The organism is Aquimarina sp. U1-2 (genome assembly GCF_017897595.1).
In the GTDB taxonomy this organism is placed as follows: Bacteria; Bacteroidota; Bacteroidia; order Flavobacteriales; family Flavobacteriaceae; genus Aquimarina.
Genome location: NZ_JAGKIK010000024.1, coordinates 18,985 through 41,941, shown reverse-complemented (window position 1 = coordinate 41,941; position 22,957 = coordinate 18,985). Strand labels below are relative to the sequence as shown.

Below are 22,957 nucleotides of genomic sequence, written 5' to 3'. Positions count from 1 at the left end.
CACCTCAATCCTCAATCCTAGCAACTTCTTCCAACACCTGGCGCATTGCTTTTGCTTTGAGCAAGCATTCTTCATATTCCTTGTCCGGATTTGACTTTGCCGTTATCGCACTTCCTACGGTATATGAGGTATATCTTTTAGCTTTGTTGTACAAAATACTTCGTATCACTACATTAAAATCAAAATCACCTTTAGGCGTAAAATATCCTACAGCACCACTGTACAACCCTCTTTTTGAAGCTTCTAACTTTTCAATTATTTGCATCGCAGAAATTTTAGGCGCACCGGTCATACTACCCATAGGAAATGTGGTTTTTATCACGTCTACAGGTGCAATTTTATCACTAATTGTCGATACTACTGTAGAAATCATTTGGTGTACCTGCTCAAAGCTATATATGTTACAAAGCTCTTCTACATGTACAGATCCTTTCTCTGCAGTACGTGATAAATCATTACGCACCAAATCAACAATCATCACATTCTCTGAGCGTTCTTTGGGATCATTTCGCAAATCAAATGCCAACTTTTGATCATGTATTTTGTCTTTTGATCGTTTTGCAGTGCCTTTAATAGGTTGTGAAATAATTTTTCGCCCCTCTTTTCGCAAATATCTTTCGGGAGACGCTGATAATACATACAGATCATTTATTTTAAGAAATGCTGAAAACGGTGATACCGAAATTTCATTTAAACGAGCATACGTTTGCAACGGATCAATGTAGCTATCTTCTGCATAAAACTCCTGACAAAAATTGGCCTCGTATATATCACCTCGATAAATATGAGTCAACATTGTATTGACCTTTTTTTCATATTCATCTTTGGTGATGCGTGCGCTTATTTTTATACGACCATTTGTAGATTTTTCACGACTAGAGCTATCGCCTGTTTGAGAGATAGTTTTGATATGTGCCAGATCCTCTTCCCTCTCATCGTCAACTACGTTTAAATAGTGTACTTCTAAAGTGTCATTTTTTAACAGAAAAAGTTTTTTAGGCTGAAAAAAATACAGATCCGGAACGTGAAGTTGATCAAGATTTGAAGATGATAGTGTCTCGATATCATTTTTAAGATCATAGGATAAATAGCCAAAAATCCAATCTGTAGCTTGCTCTTGATATGCTTTCAGTGTTTCAAAAGCATCATGTACATCAGTTTTAATAGCTGTAAAGGCATCTACCGCTAATACAGCATCGTAACTGGAATAACGCTGTGTATATTGATTTGAATCTAACCACACTACATCTTCAAATTGTTGCGCCCAATGCAGCAATTGATTTTTCAACTCTGATGGGTTTTCTATGGTATACTTCTTAACACTTCGCATCTATTCACCTTAGACTTGATGCGCAAAAGTGCTTAGCACCTGTTTTAACCCCAATTCTAAGGTTTCATTGGTTAACGTATAGGTTTCTTCAGAAAAATTTTCGTAAAACGAAGGAAAGCTAAAACTTTCTACAATATCTGCTCCAAACCGTGGCAAAATAAGTTTTGCATGCTCTAATGCGCTCATCCCCCCTCTTTTACCGGGAGAAGTACTAGTAAGTAAGATTTTCTTCCCTGCCAAAAAATTGCGATCCAAACGTGATAACCAGTCTACAATATTCTTAAAAAAAGCACTCCAACTACCATTATGTTCACTAAGTGAAATGATTAAAGCATCAACTTCTGAGATTTCTTGTTTGAGTCCCATCACCATAGCAGGAAAGCCTTTTTTTTCTTCATCCTCACTATACATGGGCATGTCATAGTTGACCAAATGGAGAACCGAAACTTTGTGATCCTTTAATTCTGAAGCAATATAAGTCACCAATTTTTGGTTGATTGATGTACTACTATTTGAGCCCGCAAAGGCCAGGATTTTTTTCATTAACACGATATTGAGTTTCAAAAATAGCTAAATTCACTCAATTACTTAACAAAAAAATAGCTGTCAGTTCTGATACTAACAGCTGTTTAACCCAGTTTGATCTATATTTAGATAAGAACTAACTATGGTTGGTGTACTATAGAAATAGGTATGTCTGGATCTCCCGGTCCTCCTGGTCCTGTCAAACACTGACTATAATCAAAAGGAGGTTCACCTGCTAACATAGGATATTCTAATTTGCAAACATTTTTTAAACAGCAAGCCATATTAACCTCGGCTTGTCGAAGTTGTGCAGAGAATTTTTGTCTAATCCTGTCTCTACATTTTTGATATTCAACCTCAGTATCTTTTAATCTATCACATTCTTCTAAAGCTTCACTATAAGGTTGATGGTCTTCGATCAAACCTGCACCACATACTTCGTAATAGCAGTGTACTTCTTCATTAGTTAAATCACTGAGGTCATCTTTTCCAGATTGAGGGGCATTCACTCTTTCTCTATAACGAAAACCAATTAAAGTTCTAAACATTAAATTGTCGATTACATAAGAACTTTGATTTTGAAGATCAAATCGTAATGCTAGTCTATCCCATGCTTTATCGAGCTTTTCGTACTCAACATTCATTTGTTCGACTCCTTCAAACCCCAAAGCTAAAGCAAGTTCGATTAGTTGAGCGTCTTTTGCATTATCGTTTGCTTTTTTATTTTCCAAAAGCTCTAACACCTTCTCAGGATCTTTGATTTTACTTATAGTGAGTGTAAACTGCTCTACATATTCTCTAAATTTCGTATCCTCTTCAAAATTTTCAAAATCTTCGATCTCAATTTCAACTTCAGTATCTGTACCTTCGCCTGGCGTCTGCTCTTCAGACGAGTCGTCGCTACAATTCATAAAAACCAAAGGCAAGAAAAATAATAGTACTTTTAAATTTAAAACTGTTTCGATTAGTTGTTGTTTTCGTAATAGGGTTAACATTTTCATTATGTTTTTCATCAGTATTATGATTTGTATGTTAATTGATATTCGAAAATACAGTGAACTCCACCCAAAAAGGGTTCAACTTATAATTTGGCACTTCAAAATTTATTTGAAATAGAAAAGGGTAAGCTTTTTGTTTTTGAAATTATTACAACGATGCTAACTAAAAAGAAGTTTAAGGGCTTCATTATCTTTATTATTTAACTAATTTTAGTAAAACAACGATATCACTAATTATTCCCAATCTATATGTTTTATTTCGATGCGTTAAGAATTCAACTTAATAGTAAGTATTGGATGATTGTAATTTTTAATCTCTCAATTATTTCTTCATGCAAGAAGTCCATAGAATATAACTATCCTAAAATTAATATGAATTACGCGACTACTAATTACCATGGTTTGGATATCATAGATAAATTTAGAGATTTAGAGAATTTGAAAGATCCAAATGTGATTAATTGGTTGAACAGACAGGATAGTTTAGCAGAAAAGACTCTAAATAAACTCAATAATAAAAGAGAACAATTAATAGCATTTCAAAAACAATTCGACAAAAATCAAGAATTTAAAATCTCTTGGCAAAGAAGAACAGCGAATGGTACATATTTCTTCTTAAAACAGAGGTTTGATGAAAAGTATAGCAAGCTATATTTTAGATCTAGTTATGAAGTAAAAGATTCTTTGGTTTTTGATCCCTCTACCTACAAAAATGGAACTGATTGTAAAATTAATTATATAAGACCAGATTGGGATGGAAATCAGATTGTAGTTAGCCTTAGTAAGCCCGGAAAAGAAATCTCTGAACTTATGCTAATAGATCTGAAAACAAAAAAGAAAATATTTGATATTAGTTCGAATGCAGCGCCCGCATCACTTGAAGGAATACGATGGTTATCAGATAATTCAGGGTTTATTTACCAACGTACTCCAAAGTTTAAAAATAATGATTCGAGCTATTTTCATAATACAAAAGCAATATTATATACTATCGCAAGTAAGAATCATAAAATACTATTTTCAAGAGCGACACATCCCGAGCTAAACCTTAAACCTGAGGATTTTCCTATTGTTTCTTATAACCAAAGAGATGACCAGTACCTCTCTGGGATTGTTGCGGGCCCTACTCCATATGCCGATACTTATTATGCGAATATTAACGAACTAAACAATTCTAAAATCAACTGGAAATTTTTATTCTCTAAACAAGAAAAAATTAAAAAGCATATTTATAAAGAAGATTCAATTCTATTTTTAACCTCAAAAGGAGCTTCGAATTTTAAAATCTGTAAAACATCTCTAAAAAAACCCAATTTTGCAAACCCAATCACAATGATCCCCGAAAAGAAAAACGAGGTGATCACAAGTATGGCTTACACAAATCATGGATTGTTTTATACAACGTTAAAAAATGGAGTTCTTGAGAGATTATTCCGTTTTTCTAATAATAAAGAAACTGAAATCGAATTACCACAGATTTCAGGAAGAGTAATTATACATTCCGATGGATTACATAGTACATACTTACAAGTAATTACCACAGGATGGACCAGCCCGTTTAAGAGATATCTTTATGATTTTAGGGACAATAGATTTATACCCAATGATATTTCAACAAATAATATTTCAAATACTTTTGGTGATATACAAGTAAAGGAATTAGAAATTGAATCCCATGATGGCACTATGGTTCCTTTATCTATAATTCATAATGCCGGTATAAAAATGGATGGTTCTAATCCTACATTGATTAGAGGTTATGGTTCCTATGGATCTTCGATAAAACCTACGTTTTATCCATCAACTATTACGTGGTTAAAAGAAGGAGGTATTTTGGTCTATGCTCACGTTCGAGGAGGTGGTGAAAAAGGAAATGATTGGTATGAGGATGGGTATAAAACTGCAAAACCCAATACCTGGAAAGATGTTATTGCTTGTACGGAATATCTTATTAATAAAGGATATACTTCAAAAGATAAAACTGCCATTTTAGGAAGTAGCGCCGGTGGAATATTAATGGGTAGAGCTATTACAGAGAGACCTGATTTATATAGAGTAGCCATCGGTGATGTCCCTTCGATGAATATGATTCGTTCTGAAATTGGTTCTAATGGAAGTAATAGTGTAAAAGAATTTGGTTCTGTAAAAGATTCTATCGAATTCAGAGCACTTCTAGAAATGGATTCATACCATAATATTGAAGACAATACCCGTTATCCTGCAGTTCTAATAGCATCTTCATATAATGATTATAGAGTTCCTGTTTGGAGTCCTGCAAAGTTTGTAGCAAGGCTTCAAGAAGCTACCATATCAAATAAGCCAGTTCTATTTTCCGTAGATTTTGAATCTGGGCATAGTACAGGTAACAACAAAATGAAAATGTATCAGAAATACGCTGATTTTTACACTTTTATTCTCTGGCAAACCGGTCACCCCGATTATCAGCCTGAATAATTTAAAATATAGGACAATATTAACCTTCTTGATTCACAATTAAAGCTTAAGTATTATGTATATATTCTGTTGAAAATCCTATTATCAAAATCTCCCTAAATAAACACCGTAAGTGTAGTTTTTAAACATTTCTTACCTCCAACCACTTTATTACACGGTAATACGTAGCTTTACTGATACCAAAGTTTTTACAAATAGCAGCAATATTTTTATTTGAATTGGTTCTTATAAATTCGTTAATCTCTAAGGTTTTTTGGATCGACCTGTCAGTAGGTTTATTTGGTCTTCCTTTACTCGTGTCACTTCGATTAACAGTGAAATTTTCTATGTGTTCCAGATCAAAGATGACATCATCATTTTTTAGAATCATCATACCCTTAGGTGTTTTGAGTACTCTAGCGGTTATAGATGTTATTTTGTGTTCTTCAAATTCCTGAATGTAGTTGTAGACATAAATTGATATGTTGTATGTATTAAAATCCTGTACCATTACTTTATCGCCTACCAGGTTTTGTATAATAGCTCTCTCTTTTTTTACAAAATCGTTTCTTTCTTTAACAATTTGTCTTATATCAATTTCTTTATTAAAAAAGCGATCTTTAAAGTTGTTTTCAGCGAGGAATTCTATCAAAGATTCAATTTCTTTTGTTGAAGCAAAGCGTAGTTCAAATTTATATGTATCGTTAAGCGTATTTGTCATCGTTGTGTGAAAAATGGTTGATGATAAATATCTGAATAATAAGTGTTGAGTGCAAATGAATGGACAGAATACTGGCTGATCATATGTATCGAGAACCTTTTGATATTTTAATTTACGGTCTTTTCATTTTCATAATACATCTCGATACAATCCTCCTACCGTCGGATCACTCGATGTGACGTAGCGTTTCGATCAAATTGATAGTTAATTACTATCTAAAAAATGTAAAAGTGAAGGTTCGTATAATGATATAAAAGTGTATAATGCTACTATCAACATAATGATATTGAGTGTAAGCATAAGTTTCAGGTTTTTTCATTTCATACATTTATATGTTTATAAATGTTTAAAACGAAATAATTAAAAAATTGAGAATGTATGTAACCGCCACGCTCTCACATTATTTTTTTTACTATTCGTTTCACTTGTTTTTTTATGGATTGTCGTTTTTACGAAGCTCATAGTACTCTTTTTAATTTAAATAGATAGTTTTAATTTTTTAGAGATAGATTCAACTTATAATTTGAGCGTTACAGCAGCGTAAGATATCACGAGCATGCCACAGCACTATCCCAAAAATAAACCTACCTTTGTGTCACAAAAATTGATCTTTTGACTTTTCGTGATTTAAATTTAAGTACGCAACTTATTAATGCCTTAGATGATCTGGGATATACTACCCCCACTCCTATTCAACAAAAGGCGTTTTCACCCATCATGTCGGGTAAAGATATCGTGGGCATCGCACAAACCGGAACGGGTAAAACATATGGGTATATGTTACCTGTTTTACGAACATTGAAATACTCGGTACAACAAAATCCAAGAGTTTTAGTTTTGGTGCCAACAAGAGAACTGGTATTACAGGTGGTTAAAGACATAGAAAAACTTACAACCTATAGTAACGTTCGAATTGCAGGAGTATATGGCGGTACCAATATCAACACTCAAAAAAAGGTAGTTTCTCAAGGTTTAGACGTTGTTGTGGCGACACCAGGTCGTCTTTACGACCTGGCAGTGAGTAAAGCTGTACAACTTAAATCGATCCAGAAATTGATTATAGATGAAGTAGATGTCATGATGGATCTTGGATTTAGGCATCAACTCATGAATATTTTTGATATTCTTCCGCGGCAGCGACAAAATATTATGTTTTCTGCAACCATGACTGCAGAAGTAGAACTTTTACTTACGGAGATATTTGTTAATCCTCAAAAAATATCTATTGCCAAAAGCGGAACCCCACTCGACAATATAAAACAATATAGATACGATGTACCAAATTTCTATAGTAAGGTGAACCTTCTAGTACACATGCTTCAAAACGAAAAAGAATATAGCAAGGTGTTACTTTTTGTTGCTAACAAACGTATGGCAGATCGTTTATTTGAACGGTTTGAAAGAACGTTTACAGATCAATGCGCGGTCATACACTCCAATAAAACACAAAATTATCGTTTGCGTAGTATCGAGCAGTTTGAAACCGGAGAGCATCGAATATTAATTGCCACCGATGTTATGGCCAGAGGACTAGATATAGATGATATAACGCATGTGATCAATGTAGATACTCCTGAGTACCCCGAAAATTATATGCACCGTATTGGCAGAACGGGTCGAGCTCAAAAACAAGGTATTGCTATAGTACTCACTACCGAAAAAGAACGAGAATATCTTAGAGAGATTGAAACCTTGATGGAAATGAAAATTGAACAGCTAGCGTTTCCTGATACTGTAGAAACTGCTACAGAATTAACTCCCGAAGAACAACCAAAGGTTAAAGAAATTTACAATCCTAATAAGCATGATGATGAAATAGGGCCTGCCTTTCATGAAAAAAAAGAAAAAAATAAAAAGGTAAACCTTGGCGGAAGATATAAAAGAGAGATTAAAAAAAAATATAAAAAACCAAAAACTAAGGGAGATAAGACCTTTAATTTGAAACATAAAAAGAGAAGAAAGAAATAAGAACACATGTAAACCTGGCATAAAGGAAGTTGATATAACTTTTACTAAACCCCTGCCTCTGTTCGCCAATACCCATTCATGAAAAAGCCTCACACCAAACAAGAACACAAATCCAAAGTAACTATCGGCCAAGCATTTAAAACCATAATCTGGCCAAGACGTCATTTGGTATTTATAGGTTTGTTATTAATTGTGCTAAGTCGTTTGGCAAGTTTGGTATTACCCGTTGCCAGCAAATATCTTATGGATGATGTAATTGCCAAAAAAGACTATCAAATGTTAAAATGGCTTTTGGTGGGTGTGGGTCTGGCTATATTTATACAGGCGATTACTTCTTTTCTACTCACTAGAATTCTAAGTGTACAGGCACAATTCTTAATTTCTGAACTAAGGGCAGAAGTTCAAAAGAAAGTACTCTCTTTACCTATAAGCTTTTTTGACAACACAAAATCAGGAGCATTAGTATCCCGTATTATGAGTGATGTAGAAGGAGTTAGAAATCTTATGGGTACAGGATTAGTACAGTTGGTTGGAGGCACCATTACTGCAATTATATCCTTGGTTTTATTAATTCGTATCAGTTTGTCGATGACGTTGTTTGTTTTACTTCCTGTTTCAGTGTTTGGGTTAGTTGCTTTAAAAGCTTTTACCTATATAAGACCAATTTTTAGAAAGCGGGGTGTTATTAATGCTGAAGTGAAAGGAAGGCTTACAGAAACTCTTGCCGGAGTGCGTGTAATTAAAGGATTTAATGCAGAATCTCAAGAAAATAAAACTTTTGAAGAAGGTGTTGATCGTTTATTTCAGAATGTGAAGAAAAGTTTAACCGCCACTGCATTAATGACTAGTTCTTCTACATTTTTATTAGGCATCGCTTCAACAGGAATCATGGGTATCGGAGGCTATAAAATCATGATTGATGAGCTTACCGTAGGAGATTTTTTATCGTTTACCCTCTTACTTGGATTCATGATTGCCCCTATAGTACAAATGAGTAATATCGGTAGCCAACTCACTGAAGCACTAGCCGGGTTAGATCGTACCGAAGAATTAATGAATATGACTCCGGAAGAGGAAATAGAAGATCGTACCATCGCACTAGATCATATAAAAGGAACTATTATTTTTGATAACGTTTCTTTTTCTTACGAAGCAGAAAAAGAGGTGTTGCATAATATTAGTTTTAGTGCTTCATCTGGATCTGTAACTGCTCTGGTAGGAAGCTCTGGATCTGGTAAATCAACCATTGCAGGTTTGGCAGCAACATTTCTAAATCCTGAATCCGGACAAATTACTATTGATGGACATGATATTTCTAAAGTTAAATTACATAGCTACAGGCGCCATCTAGGTGTTGTATTACAAGATGATTTTTTATTCGAAGGAACCATACGGGAAAATATACTTTTTCCAAGGCCCAATGCTAGCGATCACCAACTTTTACAAGCAGTAAACGCTGCTTATGTTAACGAATTTACAGATCGATTTGATGACGGGTTAGATACACTGATTGGTGAACGAGGTGTTAAATTATCTGGAGGACAAAGACAACGTATTGCCATTGCCAGAGCAATACTTGCAGATCCAAAAGTTATTATTCTCGACGAAGCTACTTCTAACCTGGATACAGAAAGCGAAGCATTAATTCAAAAAAGCTTAAGTGAATTAATGAAAGGTAGAACAACTTTTGTCATTGCCCACAGATTAAGTACCATAAAAAGAGCAGATCAAATACTGGTTATAGAATCAGGGCGTATTACAGAGCGTGGCAACCATGATCAACTTATTGCAGCAAAAGGCAGGTACTTTGATCTTTATACGTATCAGGCTAGGATTTAAAATTAAAATGCAATTCTTTCTAAAAAATTAAGAACGCATGTAACCGCTATGCTCTCACATTAAAAGTTATATTACTATTCGTTTGATCAGTTTTTATTTTATGGCTACTATTCTAATTCTTTTATAATCTGCAAATAAATTCATTCGATAATTGAGATCTAAATCCTGTGAGATTTACTTTTCGGTAGTTTACAATAAAAAAACCTACCCCCTTAGATAGAAGATAGGTGATCAATTTATTTTAACTTGTACCTGTTACTCGTCTGCCGCGAAAGAGGCGTTTTGAGCTGAAAGCTTTTCAACAACTACAGATTCTCCTTTATTGTTTTCTAAAACATATACACCTGCAGGTAATTGACTTAAATCTACAAAATTTGAGGTTTTAGATAATACATGAACCGTATTTTTAACCTCAAACAATTTAATTTTATCACCTTCTTCAAAATTAACTACAGTGATCAAATCTCCCTCTCTTTCTATCTCTAAAAGATCGGTCTCAGAATTTTCATAATATTGAATAAATTCTTGTTCAACATTTATGTTAGCAGGTATCAAAGATCTTTTACTATCTTGTTCTAATAAAAAGTCGTTATGGATGGCACTAATAGCACCATCTACTCGCAGATCTTTTTCTAACCTATCGATTACTACAGATTTTCCTTCGTTATTCTCCAACAAATAGGAGCCCACCGGTAATTGGCTTAAATCTATCTGTGCGTGTGTTTTTGATAAAATATGATCCCCGGTTTCGATTTCAAATAATTTGATTTTATCTCCATCCTCGAAATCGACGACCTCGACTACGAATCCATCTTTTTCTACGACCAATGTTTCATCATTACTGTTGGCGAAACATTTCATGATTAGAAAAAGACTTAAAAAATATAGAATTGATTTCATTATTCTAGGGCTGTTTGGTATAGGTTTTTGATATAATTTTTATGGTTTTACCGCACAAGAATAAGGTTAATTTATAGTTTTACAAACTATAAGTCAGACTTTTAGATCAAATGTTTGCGATATTCGATAAAGAACATAATAATTGTTAAAATCTGCACAAAAAAATAATCAAAACTCTATAAATCAATATTTTATATAAAATCAAGTAAATAAATATAGACAAAAAGACTAATTACATAGATGAAAATATATATTTTAAAAAAATTCTTACTTTTTATTACTAAAAACTTACTAATCTAAGATAGTATTGAATACTAAAAGAGCCTTATTCATGAATCAATAAGGCTCTTCTAAAATTAACACTACACTTATTATAGTAAAAACTAGCGTACTATTTACTAAGTACCACTTCGCTATATTTTGCATTAATAGTTATCATTTTATCAGTACTACGAGTCTTTTGAAAACCATTGATAAATACATTCCCAAAATTTCTTCTTGAGCTTATTTGCATAGTTTTAGGTAAAGAAATAAGGCTTTGAGCGCCACTATATGAGAGATTTAAAGCGGTTTCAGGTAATTTTAAATGGAAATCGCTATTTCGAACAACTAAATCCAAGGTAGAAAATGATGCTCCCAAATTCTCTATAGTAATAACCCCAAAACTTCCCGAAATTGCTCCATTTTGATTCAACTGTTGGATATAAATGTTACTCGAATCTGAATTAACAAGAAGATTGTTGGCTGTTTGTATCCTACAATTTTTAACATAGTTTACAACAAGTTTCCCATCATCCCATTGTCGAACGAAAACAGGTGAATAGGAAGCTTTAATAAATGTTTGATCTCCATCTATAACTTTTGCAGAAAGTTTTGTGTGAGATAAAGAAGCTATTACATTGGTAGATCGCTCTGCCAATTGCACATCTCCGTGACGTATATTAAGCTTTAATTGTGCAGCTTTTGGCATATACACCTTGATCACTTTACTCACCTTATGAGAAGTAGTTTTGTTATTATTGGAGCGGTATTGATAAAAAGTCACATTGGCCACACCTTTTTGTTGATTATTTATATCCTTTGTAAGTTGAGCTGCCCAAGTGTTCATTTGCTTTTCATACTGCGCTCCCCAAGATGTTTCTAAACGAATTTCCATTTGCCCTGCAACTATATTCGAATGCTCTTCTTGAAGCTGTAATGCCCATTTTTGTTTTGATTTCTCTAAATCATCGCTAAATTTTTCTCGAATTTGATTTTCCCATTGCTCGACATACTTTTCTTCACCTTTATTTGAATTAGCGGCGCCGTAGTTAACATTTGACCGATTTTGGGTAAGTGTATTGGGCATGGGGTTTTTTTCAATATTTTTTATAAGCGGGCTAAGCATATTCGCAATCAGGGGGCTCAATCTTCTTAAATCTTCAAGATTGTCTTTGGTTACCTTAATATTAGAAGCTGTAACATCTCTTCTCCATAGATTACCAGCAGCAGAGTTAATAGTAATCTCATTACTATCGCCTACTACATTTACCTGCCAGCTATCTAGAATATGTTTACTAGTATCATTGGTCAGATCCCCCTCTAAGTACGCGTTGATTTCTACAGTATTCTTATTCCAAGTTTCAAAAATTACATTAGTATGACTCGTATTAAGGCGAACAACAACATCTCTGTTCACCGTAATCTTTTCATTTAACTTGCTTTGTTGATCCTGCGCCAGCAAGCCAGTATAGCAAAATACACTTACTATTGTAATTGTAAAACTAAGCTTGTACTTCATTATAAATTTCATTTTCAATGCTCTCCAATTCTTTTAATTTGTCTTTTAGTCTGCTTAAAAGAGATAGTCGAATTGTCAAATTTTCCATCATTGCTTCTACACTTTGTACATTGGGCCCGACCTGAATCAACTCTGTATTCAATCTTTGATACTCTTTATCTAAATTATCTAATCGAGTTTTAAAACTTTCTACTAGCTCTCTATTGGTATCGTTTACTTTTATACTTGATAATTGAAATTTAATACTTGTTAAAATTGTATTTTCTACCTCTTCATACTCTGGAGATATCTCTGCCAACGTAGATGATTGTTTATTCATCGTTACGGTAGCATTTTTTACTGTTGAATTTTCTACGAGTTGATCAACCTGAGCGTTTGTACTTCCCAATTTTGTATAGGCAAGCATAGAAACAGAAAAAATCACAATGATACTTGCTGCCACCTTTAACCAATTATAAGTAAAAGTAGTTGTCTTTTTAGGAAGCTCTTTTTCTAATCGTAATTTAAATCTCTGTTTGTGCCCCTCTCGTATTCTTTCTACAGGAATTTGCCGATCCTGTTTTAGAAGTTCTCTAATATCCTGTGCCATCTCTTAAATATTTTAATTGTTCTTGCAGTTGTTTCTTACCTCTATGTACTAATGTTCTTGAAGCTACAGGGGTAATGTCTAATATCTCGCTTATTTCATTGTGATCATATCCTTCTATAAGAAACAACATCACGGCATATCTATATTTCTCTGGTAATTTTTCTATTGCTTTTTTAACCTCTTCTACAGTAACAGTATCAGATACCGACCAATCATTTTGTTCTTCTACCGTACTCATTACTTGTTCATTAATCGCTACCATATTCATTTTCTTTGCTTTCAACATATCAATACTCTTATTGATTACGATTCGTTTGAGCCAAGCACCAAATGTCACATCTCCTGTAAATTGATGAAGCCTGGTAAAGGCTTTGATAAAAGATTCCTGCATAGCCTCTTCAGCCTCGAAAGGATCTTTTAAAAATCGTAACGCGACATAATACATCCCATCGCAGTATTTATTATACAGCTTCATTTGGGCTCTACGATCGTTAGTCCTACATTTTTCTATGAGCTCGCTCTGTAACAAACTTATTTTACTTACGGTTAGTGAATAGCATTGATTGCATCATCTTTTTTATATAGACGTGATATCTTGGCACTTGTTGCAAATTTATCGATAAAAATATCAAAATTTAAAACTCATCTTGTTGTACTACCATGTAGATGCATCAGGAGATATAATAGGTTTCGTCATAGCATTATTAAAATAGAATTTCATTCTTTATTCTATGTGTACACGATCAGTTTGAGGTCTTTAACCAAACAAACTAATGATTGCCCTTTTTATAGATGTAAAATAGACTATCTTCGTATTCTTATTTACATTTTTGGCTATGTCTAATTTCTTGAAAATACTAGTAATATCATTAGTTAGCGTAGTGCTAATCGCAATAGGTGGTTTTTATTTTTTAAAACAGCATACCAAAAAATATAGCCCAGAAGAAACGATTGAACATACTATTAAAGATGCTACTATCACTATTTTCTATAACAGACCTTATAAAAAAGACCGAAAGATTTTTGGAGGATTAGTCCCTTTTGGAGAAGTATGGAGAACCGGTGCCAACGAAGCAACAACATTTACAGCAAGCAGCGACCTTGTAATAGACGGAACATTACTAAAAAAGGGAACTTATACACTATGGACTATTCCTAATCCTTCCTCATGGAAAATTATTTTTAATAGTAAGCCCTACCATTGGGCGGTACATATAGATGGTACGTTGCAATACGAATCTGAGTTTGATGTTCTTACTATCGAAGTGCCTGTTATGCCTCTTTTTAATCGTAAAGAACAGTTTAGTATATATTTTGAAAGCGCCAACGATTTTTCTTTACTTTATTTAGCCTGGGATAGAACTGCTGTAGCGATTCCTATTAGAGTAGCGACAAAAAACTAGATTATTTTAGTAGTATACCCTTTCCAAAAAAGGAATTTATAACTTTGTGATAAAGCTATTTTGTGTCTAAACATCTTTCTAAAAATACAAATTCGACTTCGAAGGTACCTGTCAGTACTAATGATCAGGTTATTAAAAAGTTTAAAAAATTACAGCAGAAACAAATTTCTGTCGAGATGCTTTTTGACAATATAATTTCATGCGATACTGTAGCTCTAAGTAAGGGGATTACGCTAATCGAAAGCACTCAAAAAACGCATGCAACCAAAGCACAACAACTTATAGAAAAATGTTTACCCTTTGCTAATAACTCTATCAGGATAGGAATTACTGGTGTTCCCGGTGTAGGGAAAAGCACTTTTATTGAAGCCTTGGGCACTATTTTGATTCAGCAAGGTAAAAAAATAGCCGTTCTTGCTGTTGATCCTAGCAGCACGGTTTCTCATGGAAGCATTTTAGGCGACAAAACCAGAATGGAATCCCTGGTGCGGTCTAATAAGGCATACATTCGACCTTCGCCCTCTGGAAATTCTTTGGGAGGGGTTGCACAAAAAACAAGAGAATCTATCGTGTTATGCGAGGCTGCGGGTTATGATGTGATAATTATAGAAACAGTGGGTGTTGGTCAAAGTGAAACCGCAGTACATAGTATGGTAGATTTTTTTTTACTACTCAAACTCGCTGGTGCCGGTGATGAATTGCAAGGCATTAAAAGAGGAATTATTGAGATGGCAGATGCTATTATTATCAATAAAGCAGATGGAGATAATGTAAAACGCGCACGAGAAGCTAAAAACCAATTCAAAAAAGCGCTGCACCTGTACCCTATTGCAGAAAGTAGCTGGCAGCCAGAGGTGCTTAGCTGTAGTGCTATAGAAAATACCGGGATTACAGAAATCTGGGAACTCGTCGAAAAATACATAACTCTTACTGTCGAAAACGGCTTTTTTTATCAAAACAGAAAGCAACAAAACAAATTCTGGCTATTACAAACCATAGAAGAGCAGTTAAAATCTTCATTTTATACCCATCCTCGTATTAAAAAAGCATTACAAGCTAAAATAGAAGCAGTACAGCAACACGAGGTTACACCTTTTGCCGCGGCTAGGCTGTTGTTTGATTTATTTAAAGAATGATACCTAATTGACCTTAATTTTACAGGCACCTCCAGAGGATTTATACCAAAGAAGTTTACTTTTTCAGGTCGATTAACTGTAGACTTAACATCTGAAGTTGATTAGGAGTATGTTATTTATCACCCAAATCACCAGCGTGATCATCACCTACTTCTTCAGGAACATCAACACTAGAAGAATCATCATCAAAACTTTCCATAGTGTCTGCGAGGCGTTTGCTAATTTTCACCAGATACACTGTATCTTCAGTTCGAACTTCGACAGCCTCGATAGCTTCATTATGATGATTTTTAAATGAAACTATATCGCTATCGTCATAGCCATCTGGAAATTTTTCGACAAGAAGATTTAAAATATTCTTATTTAATTTTTTGTAGTCAACAATTACTCTTCTCATGGTTTGCAGGTTTAGTTAGTTACAAATAACTTATAGTAAAGTTTATATCTTTTGCTATAATACAAACCTTGGGATTATCTAACTCAATAAACCCCAAGTAACGTTCTATTCGGGTATTTCGCATTTCTAGTCCTATGCTATTACAAGTTTATTAAAAAAAACGATACTTTTAAGAAATACGGCTCAAAAAAAATATAATTTTTTTGAGATTTTTACTTGTTAAAATTAGGAAAGAGGTTCATTCTGCAACCAAAATGTTTGCGATAGCTTCAAAATTCGAAATTACACCAACTAAATTAAAGTATTCTAAAAACTTTTTATGATATTGGTCATGCAGATTGCTTAGCTAAAGAAACAACTATTTTGACACGTAAATTTTCTAGTATAACGTTCAAATTCAAAAAAAACCGCCTTCTTTATATTTCATTAAGCATTCTGATTTTTTTGTCGTTCTTTCTTTATGTATTTACCTTACAAACATATCATAAAATTGAATTATTATCGGTGATCATACGCCAACGATTTGGAAGATTCTATTTATGGCTGGGTCTCTTATGCGTGCTACTATTAATAGTTTTGACATGTTCAAAATGGGGAAAACGACGACTTGGAATCCCAAGTGACCGACCGCAGTTTTCTCGCCTAGCATGGATATCTATGTTGTATAGTGCAGGCATGGGAGCGGGTATATTGCTTAGAGCTGTACAAGAACCTGTTTTTATGAAAAATCACCCTCCGCTAGGCATAGACACACATACCGATATCATAGCTCTAGAATATACATTTTATCAATGGGGATTTACGGCATGGGCGTTTTATGCCGTTTTTGCTATTGCAATCGGATATTATCTTTTCGTGAGATCAAAAAAAGTATTGTCTAGCAGTGCATTTTCTTCTGTCGAAAATTTTATAACCTCTAAAAAACAACAACATTTAATTTTTAATAGTGTCGATATCCTGGCAATCCTCACCACGGTTTTTGGTCTGGTGGCTGCTGTTGGTCTAGGCACTACGCAAATTAAAGGTGGGCTTACTCATCTCTTACATCACGATATGGGACTTACCCTTACCATACTCGTATTGCTTCTTATTTCTATATTGGCTTTTATCTCTGTATTTAGAGGAGTTAATAAAGGGATCAAAGTAATTTCAACTTTGAATATTTATTGTACCATAGGGCTTTTGCTTTTTATATTCGTTCAAGGTGATAGCATACATATCATAAGACAGTTTATCGTTTCATTATACCACTATATCGTAGATTTTATCCCGTTAAGTTTAGCCTACGGCAATTACAACCCCGGAGAAGCCTTTTTGACAGACTGGACCTATTACTATTGGGCATTTTGGCTTGCTTGGGCACCTTTTACAGGTATTTTTATCGCACGAATTTCTAAAGGTAGAACGTTACGAGAATTAATTTTGGGGGTACTGCTTGTGCCATCGTTGGGTACTTTTTTCTGGTTCACTACCTTTGGGCAATCGGCATTCTCTATTATAGAAGATATGGGAACGTACCAGGGACAATTTGACGATGTATTTAGCTCTATTTTTATATTTTTTGAACATTATCCTTTTCAAGGAATAATTAATACTATTGTTGTACTTCTTTTGATAAGTTTTTTGGTAACTTCTCTAGATTCTGCAATTTTCGTTTTAAGTATGTTCACCGATAACGGAAGACAAGAACCTTCAAAACGACATCGTTTTTTGTGGAGTGTTATCGTATTCATCTTTTCAATAGGAATTCTCTTATTAGGAAATGTAAAAGCAGAAATTAATGTATTAATAGCGATGCAAAAGCTATTGATTATTACCTCACTTCCATTTGCTATACTTATGGTCTTTATGATTGTATTGTTTATCATAGATTTCAGAAAAAATTACAAAAGTGATAATTGATTGTCCGTTATTATACCTAAAATTTAACTGAGAAGTCATCCTGAATTCATTTCGGGATCTCATTAAGTTTATTTTCAGTACATTGAGATGAGAAGCTGAAATGAGTTCAGCTTAACGCAAACCGTTTAGGTTAAATTACGGATATTCATAAAAGTGATATCATTTAAATAATCTTGATAATTCGGCGTTATGGCTAAATTAAAAAAGTTCAAACCTCATTTATGATAAAAGAAATAGTACACAAAAAATGGTTCAAAGGACTACTCTTTGGTATTTTAGCACTTTTCATACTATTTTTTTGCTTTTATCTGAGTATCTATTTTGGTGCTTTCGGAAAACTTCCTGACAAAAAAGAATTAAGTAAGCTTACACAAGCTGAAGCCACTCAGGTCTTAGATAAAAATGGTCGCCTTATCGGAAAATATTTCATTTACGACAGGCAGCCTATTACTTTTGAAGCTATTCCCCAACATGTATTAGATGCATTACTTGCGACAGAAGATGTTCGGTTTTACGAACATGATGGGGTTGATAATACAAGTTTGCTCAGGGTATTTTTTAAAACCATTTTGTTAAGGGACAAGTCTGCAGGTGGCGGAAGCACGATTACCTTACAACTTGCTAAAAATTTATTTGGCCGCAAAGATTATCGTGTATTTGGTACGGTAATCAATAAATTGAAAGAATCTTTTATCGCGAAGAGAATAGAAGATATATACTCAAAGAAAGAAATATTAACCTTATACCTCAATACCGTTCCATTTCCTGATAATACCTACGGAATAGAAAGTGCTGCACAAAAATTTTTTAGTAAACCCACACACGAATTATCGTTGCCAGAAGCGGCGGTACTTATTGGTTCGCTTAAAGCAAATCATAGTTATAATCCCAGGCTATTTCCTGAAAGGAGTCAGCGTAGAAGAGATGTCGTACTCAAACAAATGGCAAAATACGAGTATATAAGTGAGGCTCGGGTTCAGCAAATTATAACCAAACCTATAGCATTAGATTATCAGTATTTTAATCATGATTTAGGCATAGCTCCTTATTTTAGAGAAGCAGTAAAAAAAGATGCAATAACAAAGATTCTAGACTACAAAAAATCAGATGGTAGTGCCTACGATATTTATAAAGACGGTTTGATCATACATACCACATTAGACGTTCGTATGCAATCTATGGCAGAGGCATCGATGAAAGAACATATGCAGATATTGCAGCAAGAATATGAAATTTCATATGGTAATGATGCTCCGTGGCAAACTAATGAAAAGCTACTTCAAACCACTTTAACACACCTGGATGCATATCAAAAACTGAAAAGCCTTGGCCTTTCTAAACAGCAAATTGAAGATTCATTATCCATAAAAAAGGACATTGAAGTTTTCGAATGGAAAGGTAACAAAAAAAAGAAATTCTCATCGCTAGACAGTATGCAACACTATCTTAAGTTTCTCAATACCGGCATGATTGCGATAGATCCTAATACCGGTGCCGTGATGGGCTACATTGGCGGAATCGATTATAGATACTTTAAATATGATCATGTTTCGCAAAGCAAAAGACAAGTGGGGTCTACTTTTAAGCCTTTTGTATATACCGCAGCTATTGAAAACGGAATGAAACCTTGTTCTTACTTTTCGACTAAAGAGATTATATATACCAACCTGGATAATTGGACCCCAAAAAATGCTGGTGATAACGATGATCCCTATATAAATTATACGTTGGAAAAAGCACTGAGCACTTCTGTAAACACTATAGCTGTTAAAGTGTTGAATGAGGTGGGTATTCCAATAGTAGTAGATCAAGTAAAAAAACTTGGTATAACCGATTCTCTAGCCCAAGAACCTGCTATGGCATTGGGTACTGACGGAATTAAAATCAAAGATCTTGCAGGGGCTTACGCAAGTTATGTTAACGAAGGTAAAGCTGTAAAACCGTACTATATTTCTAAAATTGAAGACAAAAATGGTAATCTCATTGCCACTTTTGAACCTGATCATGTTATAGAGCCGGCATATAGTCCTTACACAAGGCAAGTACTATTAGAAATGATGAAATCTACAGTAGAAGAAGGAACGGCAAAAAGAATAAGAACAAAATATGATCTTGACAACGATATTGCAGGTAAAACAGGAACCACGCAGGATAATAAAGACGGCTGGTTCGTGGGTATTACTCCAAAACTGGTGGTTGTCACCTGGGTTGGAAACGACAATTATGGAATTGGATTTAAAACTACGACTCTAGGTCAGGGAGCGAACACTGCGCTTCCGATTTTCGCCAAATTATATCAAAAGATGAGCAAAGAACCTGATTTTAATCCTATCACTACTTCGAAATTCGAACTCCCCGATGAAAAAGTAAAAAACGACTTAGATTGTAACCCTGAAAAACGTGATCATTTATTGAAACGTATTTTTGGTAAGAAGAAGAAAAAGAGAAGGTTTGGAAAAGAATAAATTTGGCGCAAAGGCATGATGTTAGATAAATAATAACTGTCAGATCAAGTGGTGGCTACTACATAAAATGCATAATCATCATCATTTTTTTCAAGAAATTTTTACGCTAAAACTGGTTTTCAAATGAATATTCTTATTGCGAACTCTATTTTCTATACTTTTAATCAGTATTGTCTGTTAAAGAAAATAGACCGCTGCACTGCTAGAAAATAGAACAAAGACTTATTTGTAAATACTTTTCTATTATGGTTTTTGAAGTAAAAGCGATTCATTTTCAAAATAAGTTGTCTAAATTTTAGAAAAGCAAGGTGTCTTTTCAATAAACTCATAATTTTTTAATGGTAATAGAGGTTTTCAGAGCTTATCAACTTTTTTATCGGACACTAATGATATTTTATATATTTTTCACTAATTAATTTTGTGGATTTCAAATTATGTTAAAATCCCTTAGCTCAATTTATATAGAACTTTTGATTATTCTATACTTAATGTAAATTCTTAAGGCTTTTCTTTACCATATCGCATAATCAAATACGAATGCAATTTAAACGCGGCAACACCTAATAGAATTCCGGCTGCCATTCCTGTAATAACATCTGCCGGATAATGTACTCCCACATATATTCTACTATAGCTCACGATTACGGCCCAAATCACCATAAATGGAAAGATATACTTTAGATGGGTACAAAGGGCCAATCCCGTAAAAAAGGCAAGTGCCATCGAATTGGTAGCATGACCAGAAAAATAGCCATATCGACCGCAGCGCTCAGCAATATATCGGGTAAACTCTGCTACACCTTCTGCACGGCAAGGTCGAGGTCTTTGAAATAACACATATTTGAACAAATTAGCCAATTGATCTGATGCAGTAATTAATACTGCTACCAAAAGCAATGTGATTACAGTGCCACGTATGCCGTAATATTTATAAAAAAAGAAGAGCAATACGAGGTACAAAGGTATTTGATAAAATTTTTCGGTCATAAATAACCAAAAACCATCCCATGTTGAAGTACCCAGATTATTAAGAAATAAAAACAGATCTTTATCTAATTGTATTAGCGTTTCCATTATTTATTTTGAATTTACTCGTATCGTTCTATTTCGCGGTCATAAAAGTCATTCGCCGACTGAAAAAGATTTTCTGCTTCCTCTACCAACTCTTTCTCATCATTTTTATCAAATTCTTCGAGCCATTCTACCTCATCATTTTCCAAATTAATAATAAACCTTGGGTACTCGGTATGGATAACAAAAATTGCGGTAGGGTAATCGGTATTATCGCCCAAGAGAAATTTTGGAAAGTTCATAAATATAGTGTTTTCAATCCATAAAATTTACTAAGGCAGAGAACCTTAAAGTAAGTCTTTTATATGTCGGCGCGTTTAAAAATAACTTGTCATGGCAAAGCCGAAAAAGTGTTACTCGATTTTGATTTCAACCCTATTATTCGAATCAGGATCCAAATCAGAATCTTCATCAACCACTGGTATTGTATCTCCTGCAGCAACGATTTCTATTAAAGATTCTTCTACTCCCTTCTCAATCATATACTGTTTTACATTACTCGCTCTCATAGCAGACATAATTTCATTTTCGAAAGCAGAACCAGCATCATCGGCATGACCAATAATTTTAACTGAATTAACTTTGAATATGGTCACATATTGAATATACGAATCTAGAGCTTTCTGGATTTCGGTATAGATTTCACTTTCTCCTATTAAAAACTCAATTGGTGAAAAATCAAGCGCCATGTTACAAATCTGACCTGCAACTAGGTTTTTAGGAGCTCTCATTTCCATAAGTAATACATCATCTACAAAATAATAGCCTGTATCGTATTTACCACCTTTTACAGACTTACCTCTGGGGCTGTCTGAAAAATAGCCTAATGAAATGTATTTTTCTGTTCCTTTAGCACGATACACACCACAAACTTTAACCCATTGCTTAGTATCGCACACCATTTTTGAGGATTCTACATGTAGTTGAAGTTTGGAAGTCAATGTTATTTTAGGATCTCTTGCACTAAAATAAGATCCTATTGAAGAGGTGCATGAGTTAGAAATTCCTTCTCCCAAAGACACGTACATATGAAAATAATAATACTTTCCTGCGCCGAGAGGACGCTTCAGTTTTGCGGTTACTCCCTCTTTATATGTACCGCCTGCGATATACATTCCAACTTTTCCTTCTCCAGTTCGAGGGTCTTGCTTTCCAAATTGTTTTAAAAAATTAGGAGAACGGTGTGTAAATTTAACAAGTTCTAATTGAGGATGATAAGCATCTGGAGTATTAATCGAAGCTTTCCAATCCTTCATAATGCTAAAATTTTGCATTTCCATTTCAATACGCCTTAACGCAGTATGTACTTCTTCAAAACTTGGATTGGGTATAAGATTTTGAGTTCTACTATGTTCAAAATCCTGGCTGTTGATATCATAGCTTATAAATACCATGCATAAAACCAGCAGTAGACAAAATTTAGAATTTGGGACTCTCATTTTTGTATGATCTGTTTTTTTGGAAAGATAGTTAATTATTAGTTATTAGCAAATAAACGCA

At 34.0% G+C, this 22,957-nt stretch carries 19 protein-coding genes; 7 read left to right on the top strand and 12 right to left on the bottom strand.

All coding sequences use genetic code 11. From position 1 onward, the window contains the following. Positions 1 to 4: 4 nt before the first annotated feature. The 3 genes from pabB to J8281_RS18605 all read right to left on the bottom strand — a co-directional run bounded on the left by pabB (position 5) and on the right by J8281_RS18605 (position 2,868). Positions 5 to 1,330 carry an aminodeoxychorismate synthase component I gene (pabB, locus tag J8281_RS18615; protein WP_210199175.1) on the bottom strand — a complete coding sequence of 442 codons (1,326 nt, stop codon included), beginning with the start codon at positions 1,328 to 1,330 and terminating at the stop codon, positions 5 to 7. A gap of 9 nt (positions 1,331 to 1,339) precedes the next feature. Continuing rightward, the gene (locus J8281_RS18610) at positions 1,340 to 1,873 is read right to left on the bottom strand and encodes an NADPH-dependent FMN reductase (protein WP_210199174.1); all 534 of its coding nucleotides are present in this window, start codon (positions 1,871 to 1,873) and stop codon (positions 1,340 to 1,342) included. 122 nt (positions 1,874 to 1,995) lie between these two features. Then, entirely contained in the window at positions 1,996 to 2,868 is an 873-nt protein-coding gene (locus tag J8281_RS18605; protein WP_210199173.1) for a hypothetical protein, read from the bottom strand. 357 nt (positions 2,869 to 3,225) lie between these two features. Between J8281_RS18605 and J8281_RS18600 the strand changes: the two genes are divergently transcribed. Next, on the top strand, positions 3,226 to 5,307 hold the full coding sequence (locus J8281_RS18600) for a prolyl oligopeptidase family serine peptidase (RefSeq protein ID WP_210199172.1): 2,082 nt from the start codon (positions 3,226 to 3,228) through the stop codon (positions 5,305 to 5,307). Between the two features lie 121 nt (positions 5,308 to 5,428). Here J8281_RS18600 and J8281_RS18595 read toward each other — a convergent pair whose 3' ends face one another. Next, a complete protein-coding gene (locus J8281_RS18595; RefSeq protein WP_210199171.1) occupies positions 5,429 to 6,007 on the bottom strand; it encodes a hypothetical protein in 579 nt (192 codons plus the stop codon). 612 nt (positions 6,008 to 6,619) lie between these two features. Between J8281_RS18595 and J8281_RS18590 the strand changes: the two genes are divergently transcribed. Together J8281_RS18590 and J8281_RS18585 are read left to right on the top strand one after the other, a co-directional pair. Then, positions 6,620 to 7,975, top strand: coding sequence for a DEAD/DEAH box helicase (locus tag J8281_RS18590; protein ID WP_210199170.1), 1,356 nt, complete (start codon positions 6,620 to 6,622; stop codon positions 7,973 to 7,975). Positions 7,976 to 8,053: 78 nt separating this feature from the next. Then, positions 8,054 to 9,814, top strand: coding sequence for an ABC transporter ATP-binding protein (locus J8281_RS18585; RefSeq protein ID WP_210199169.1), 1,761 nt, complete (start codon positions 8,054 to 8,056; stop codon positions 9,812 to 9,814). Between the two features lie 255 nt (positions 9,815 to 10,069). Here the strand turns inward: J8281_RS18585 and J8281_RS18580 are convergent, their stop codons facing one another. The 4 genes from J8281_RS18580 to J8281_RS18565 form a co-directional block, all read right to left on the bottom strand. Then, positions 10,070 to 10,714 (bottom strand): hypothetical protein, encoded by a 645-nt coding sequence (locus tag J8281_RS18580; protein ID WP_210199168.1) that lies wholly within the window; start codon positions 10,712 to 10,714, stop codon positions 10,070 to 10,072. Between the two features lie 391 nt (positions 10,715 to 11,105). After that, on the bottom strand, positions 11,106 to 12,494 hold the full coding sequence (locus J8281_RS18575) for a hypothetical protein (RefSeq protein WP_210199167.1): 1,389 nt from the start codon (positions 12,492 to 12,494) through the stop codon (positions 11,106 to 11,108). Next, complete coding sequence (locus J8281_RS18570) at positions 12,478 to 13,083, bottom strand: hypothetical protein (RefSeq protein WP_210199166.1); 606 nt, start codon at positions 13,081 to 13,083, stop codon at positions 12,478 to 12,480. Before J8281_RS18570 ends, J8281_RS18575 begins: the two co-directional genes overlap by 17 nt. Beyond that, complete coding sequence (locus J8281_RS18565; RefSeq protein WP_210199165.1) at positions 13,067 to 13,558, bottom strand: RNA polymerase sigma factor; 492 nt, start codon at positions 13,556 to 13,558, stop codon at positions 13,067 to 13,069. Before J8281_RS18565 ends, J8281_RS18570 begins: the two co-directional genes overlap by 17 nt. Positions 13,559 to 13,931: 373 nt before the next feature. Between J8281_RS18565 and J8281_RS18560 the strand changes: the two genes are divergently transcribed. After that, positions 13,932 to 14,486 (top strand): DUF2911 domain-containing protein, encoded by a 555-nt coding sequence (locus tag J8281_RS18560; protein ID WP_246849166.1) that lies wholly within the window; start codon positions 13,932 to 13,934, stop codon positions 14,484 to 14,486. Between the two features lie 62 nt (positions 14,487 to 14,548). Next, positions 14,549 to 15,622 carry a methylmalonyl Co-A mutase-associated GTPase MeaB gene (gene meaB / locus J8281_RS18555; protein ID WP_371812638.1) on the top strand — a complete coding sequence of 358 codons (1,074 nt, stop codon included), beginning with the start codon at positions 14,549 to 14,551 and terminating at the stop codon, positions 15,620 to 15,622. Between the two features lie 112 nt (positions 15,623 to 15,734). Here meaB and J8281_RS18550 read toward each other — a convergent pair whose 3' ends face one another. After that, positions 15,735 to 16,019 carry a hypothetical protein gene (locus tag J8281_RS18550; RefSeq protein ID WP_246849165.1) on the bottom strand — a complete coding sequence of 95 codons (285 nt, stop codon included), beginning with the start codon at positions 16,017 to 16,019 and terminating at the stop codon, positions 15,735 to 15,737. A 363-nt stretch (positions 16,020 to 16,382) separates the two neighbouring features. Between J8281_RS18550 and J8281_RS18545 the strand changes: the two genes are divergently transcribed. Both J8281_RS18545 and J8281_RS18540 read left to right on the top strand, forming a co-directional pair. Continuing rightward, positions 16,383 to 17,921, top strand: coding sequence for a BCCT family transporter (locus J8281_RS18545; RefSeq protein WP_256437922.1), 1,539 nt, complete (start codon positions 16,383 to 16,385; stop codon positions 17,919 to 17,921). A 221-nt stretch (positions 17,922 to 18,142) separates the two neighbouring features. After that, a complete protein-coding gene (locus J8281_RS18540) occupies positions 18,143 to 20,386 on the top strand; it encodes a transglycosylase domain-containing protein (RefSeq protein WP_210199163.1) in 2,244 nt (747 codons plus the stop codon). A gap of 498 nt (positions 20,387 to 20,884) precedes the next feature. Here J8281_RS18540 and J8281_RS18535 read toward each other — a convergent pair whose 3' ends face one another. From J8281_RS18535 to J8281_RS18525, 3 genes are all read right to left on the bottom strand, one after another. After that, entirely contained in the window at positions 20,885 to 21,460 is a 576-nt protein-coding gene (locus tag J8281_RS18535; protein ID WP_210199162.1) for a phosphatase PAP2 family protein, read from the bottom strand. 14 nt (positions 21,461 to 21,474) lie between these two features. Further along, on the bottom strand, positions 21,475 to 21,699 hold the full coding sequence (locus J8281_RS18530; RefSeq protein ID WP_210199161.1) for a hypothetical protein: 225 nt from the start codon (positions 21,697 to 21,699) through the stop codon (positions 21,475 to 21,477). A gap of 111 nt (positions 21,700 to 21,810) precedes the next feature. Continuing rightward, on the bottom strand, positions 21,811 to 22,896 hold the full coding sequence (locus J8281_RS18525; protein WP_210199160.1) for an OmpA family protein: 1,086 nt from the start codon (positions 22,894 to 22,896) through the stop codon (positions 21,811 to 21,813). Between the last annotated feature and the right edge of the window lie 61 nt (positions 22,897 to 22,957).

Coding starts and splice junctions, on each gene's coding strand:
- J8281_RS18550 (WP_246849165.1), bottom strand. CDS start 16,019: ATGAGAAGAGTAATTGTTGACTACAAAAAATTAAATAAGAATATTTTA.
- J8281_RS18575 (WP_210199167.1), bottom strand. CDS start 12,494: ATGAAGTACAAGCTTAGTTTTACAATTACAATAGTAAGTGTATTTTGC.
- J8281_RS18565 (WP_210199165.1), bottom strand. CDS start 13,558: ATGAAGCTGTATAATAAATACTGCGATGGGATGTATTATGTCGCGTTA.
- J8281_RS18535 (WP_210199162.1), bottom strand. CDS start 21,460: ATGGAAACGCTAATACAATTAGATAAAGATCTGTTTTTATTTCTTAAT.
- pabB (WP_210199175.1), bottom strand. CDS start 1,330: ATGCGAAGTGTTAAGAAGTATACCATAGAAAACCCATCAGAGTTGAAA.
- J8281_RS18605 (WP_210199173.1), bottom strand. CDS start 2,868: ATGAAAAACATAATGAAAATGTTAACCCTATTACGAAAACAACAACTA.
- J8281_RS18595 (WP_210199171.1), bottom strand. CDS start 6,007: ATGACAAATACGCTTAACGATACATATAAATTTGAACTACGCTTTGCT.
- J8281_RS18540 (WP_210199163.1), top strand. CDS start 18,143: ATGATAAAAGAAATAGTACACAAAAAATGGTTCAAAGGACTACTCTTT.
- J8281_RS18610 (WP_210199174.1), bottom strand. CDS start 1,873: ATGAAAAAAATCCTGGCCTTTGCGGGCTCAAATAGTAGTACATCAATC.
- J8281_RS18600 (WP_210199172.1), top strand. CDS start 3,226: ATGAATTACGCGACTACTAATTACCATGGTTTGGATATCATAGATAAA.
- J8281_RS18525 (WP_210199160.1), bottom strand. CDS start 22,896: ATGAGAGTCCCAAATTCTAAATTTTGTCTACTGCTGGTTTTATGCATG.
- J8281_RS18580 (WP_210199168.1), bottom strand. CDS start 10,714: ATGAAATCAATTCTATATTTTTTAAGTCTTTTTCTAATCATGAAATGT.
- J8281_RS18585 (WP_210199169.1), top strand. CDS start 8,054: ATGAAAAAGCCTCACACCAAACAAGAACACAAATCCAAAGTAACTATC.
- J8281_RS18530 (WP_210199161.1), bottom strand. CDS start 21,699: ATGAACTTTCCAAAATTTCTCTTGGGCGATAATACCGATTACCCTACC.
- J8281_RS18570 (WP_210199166.1), bottom strand. CDS start 13,083: ATGGCACAGGATATTAGAGAACTTCTAAAACAGGATCGGCAAATTCCT.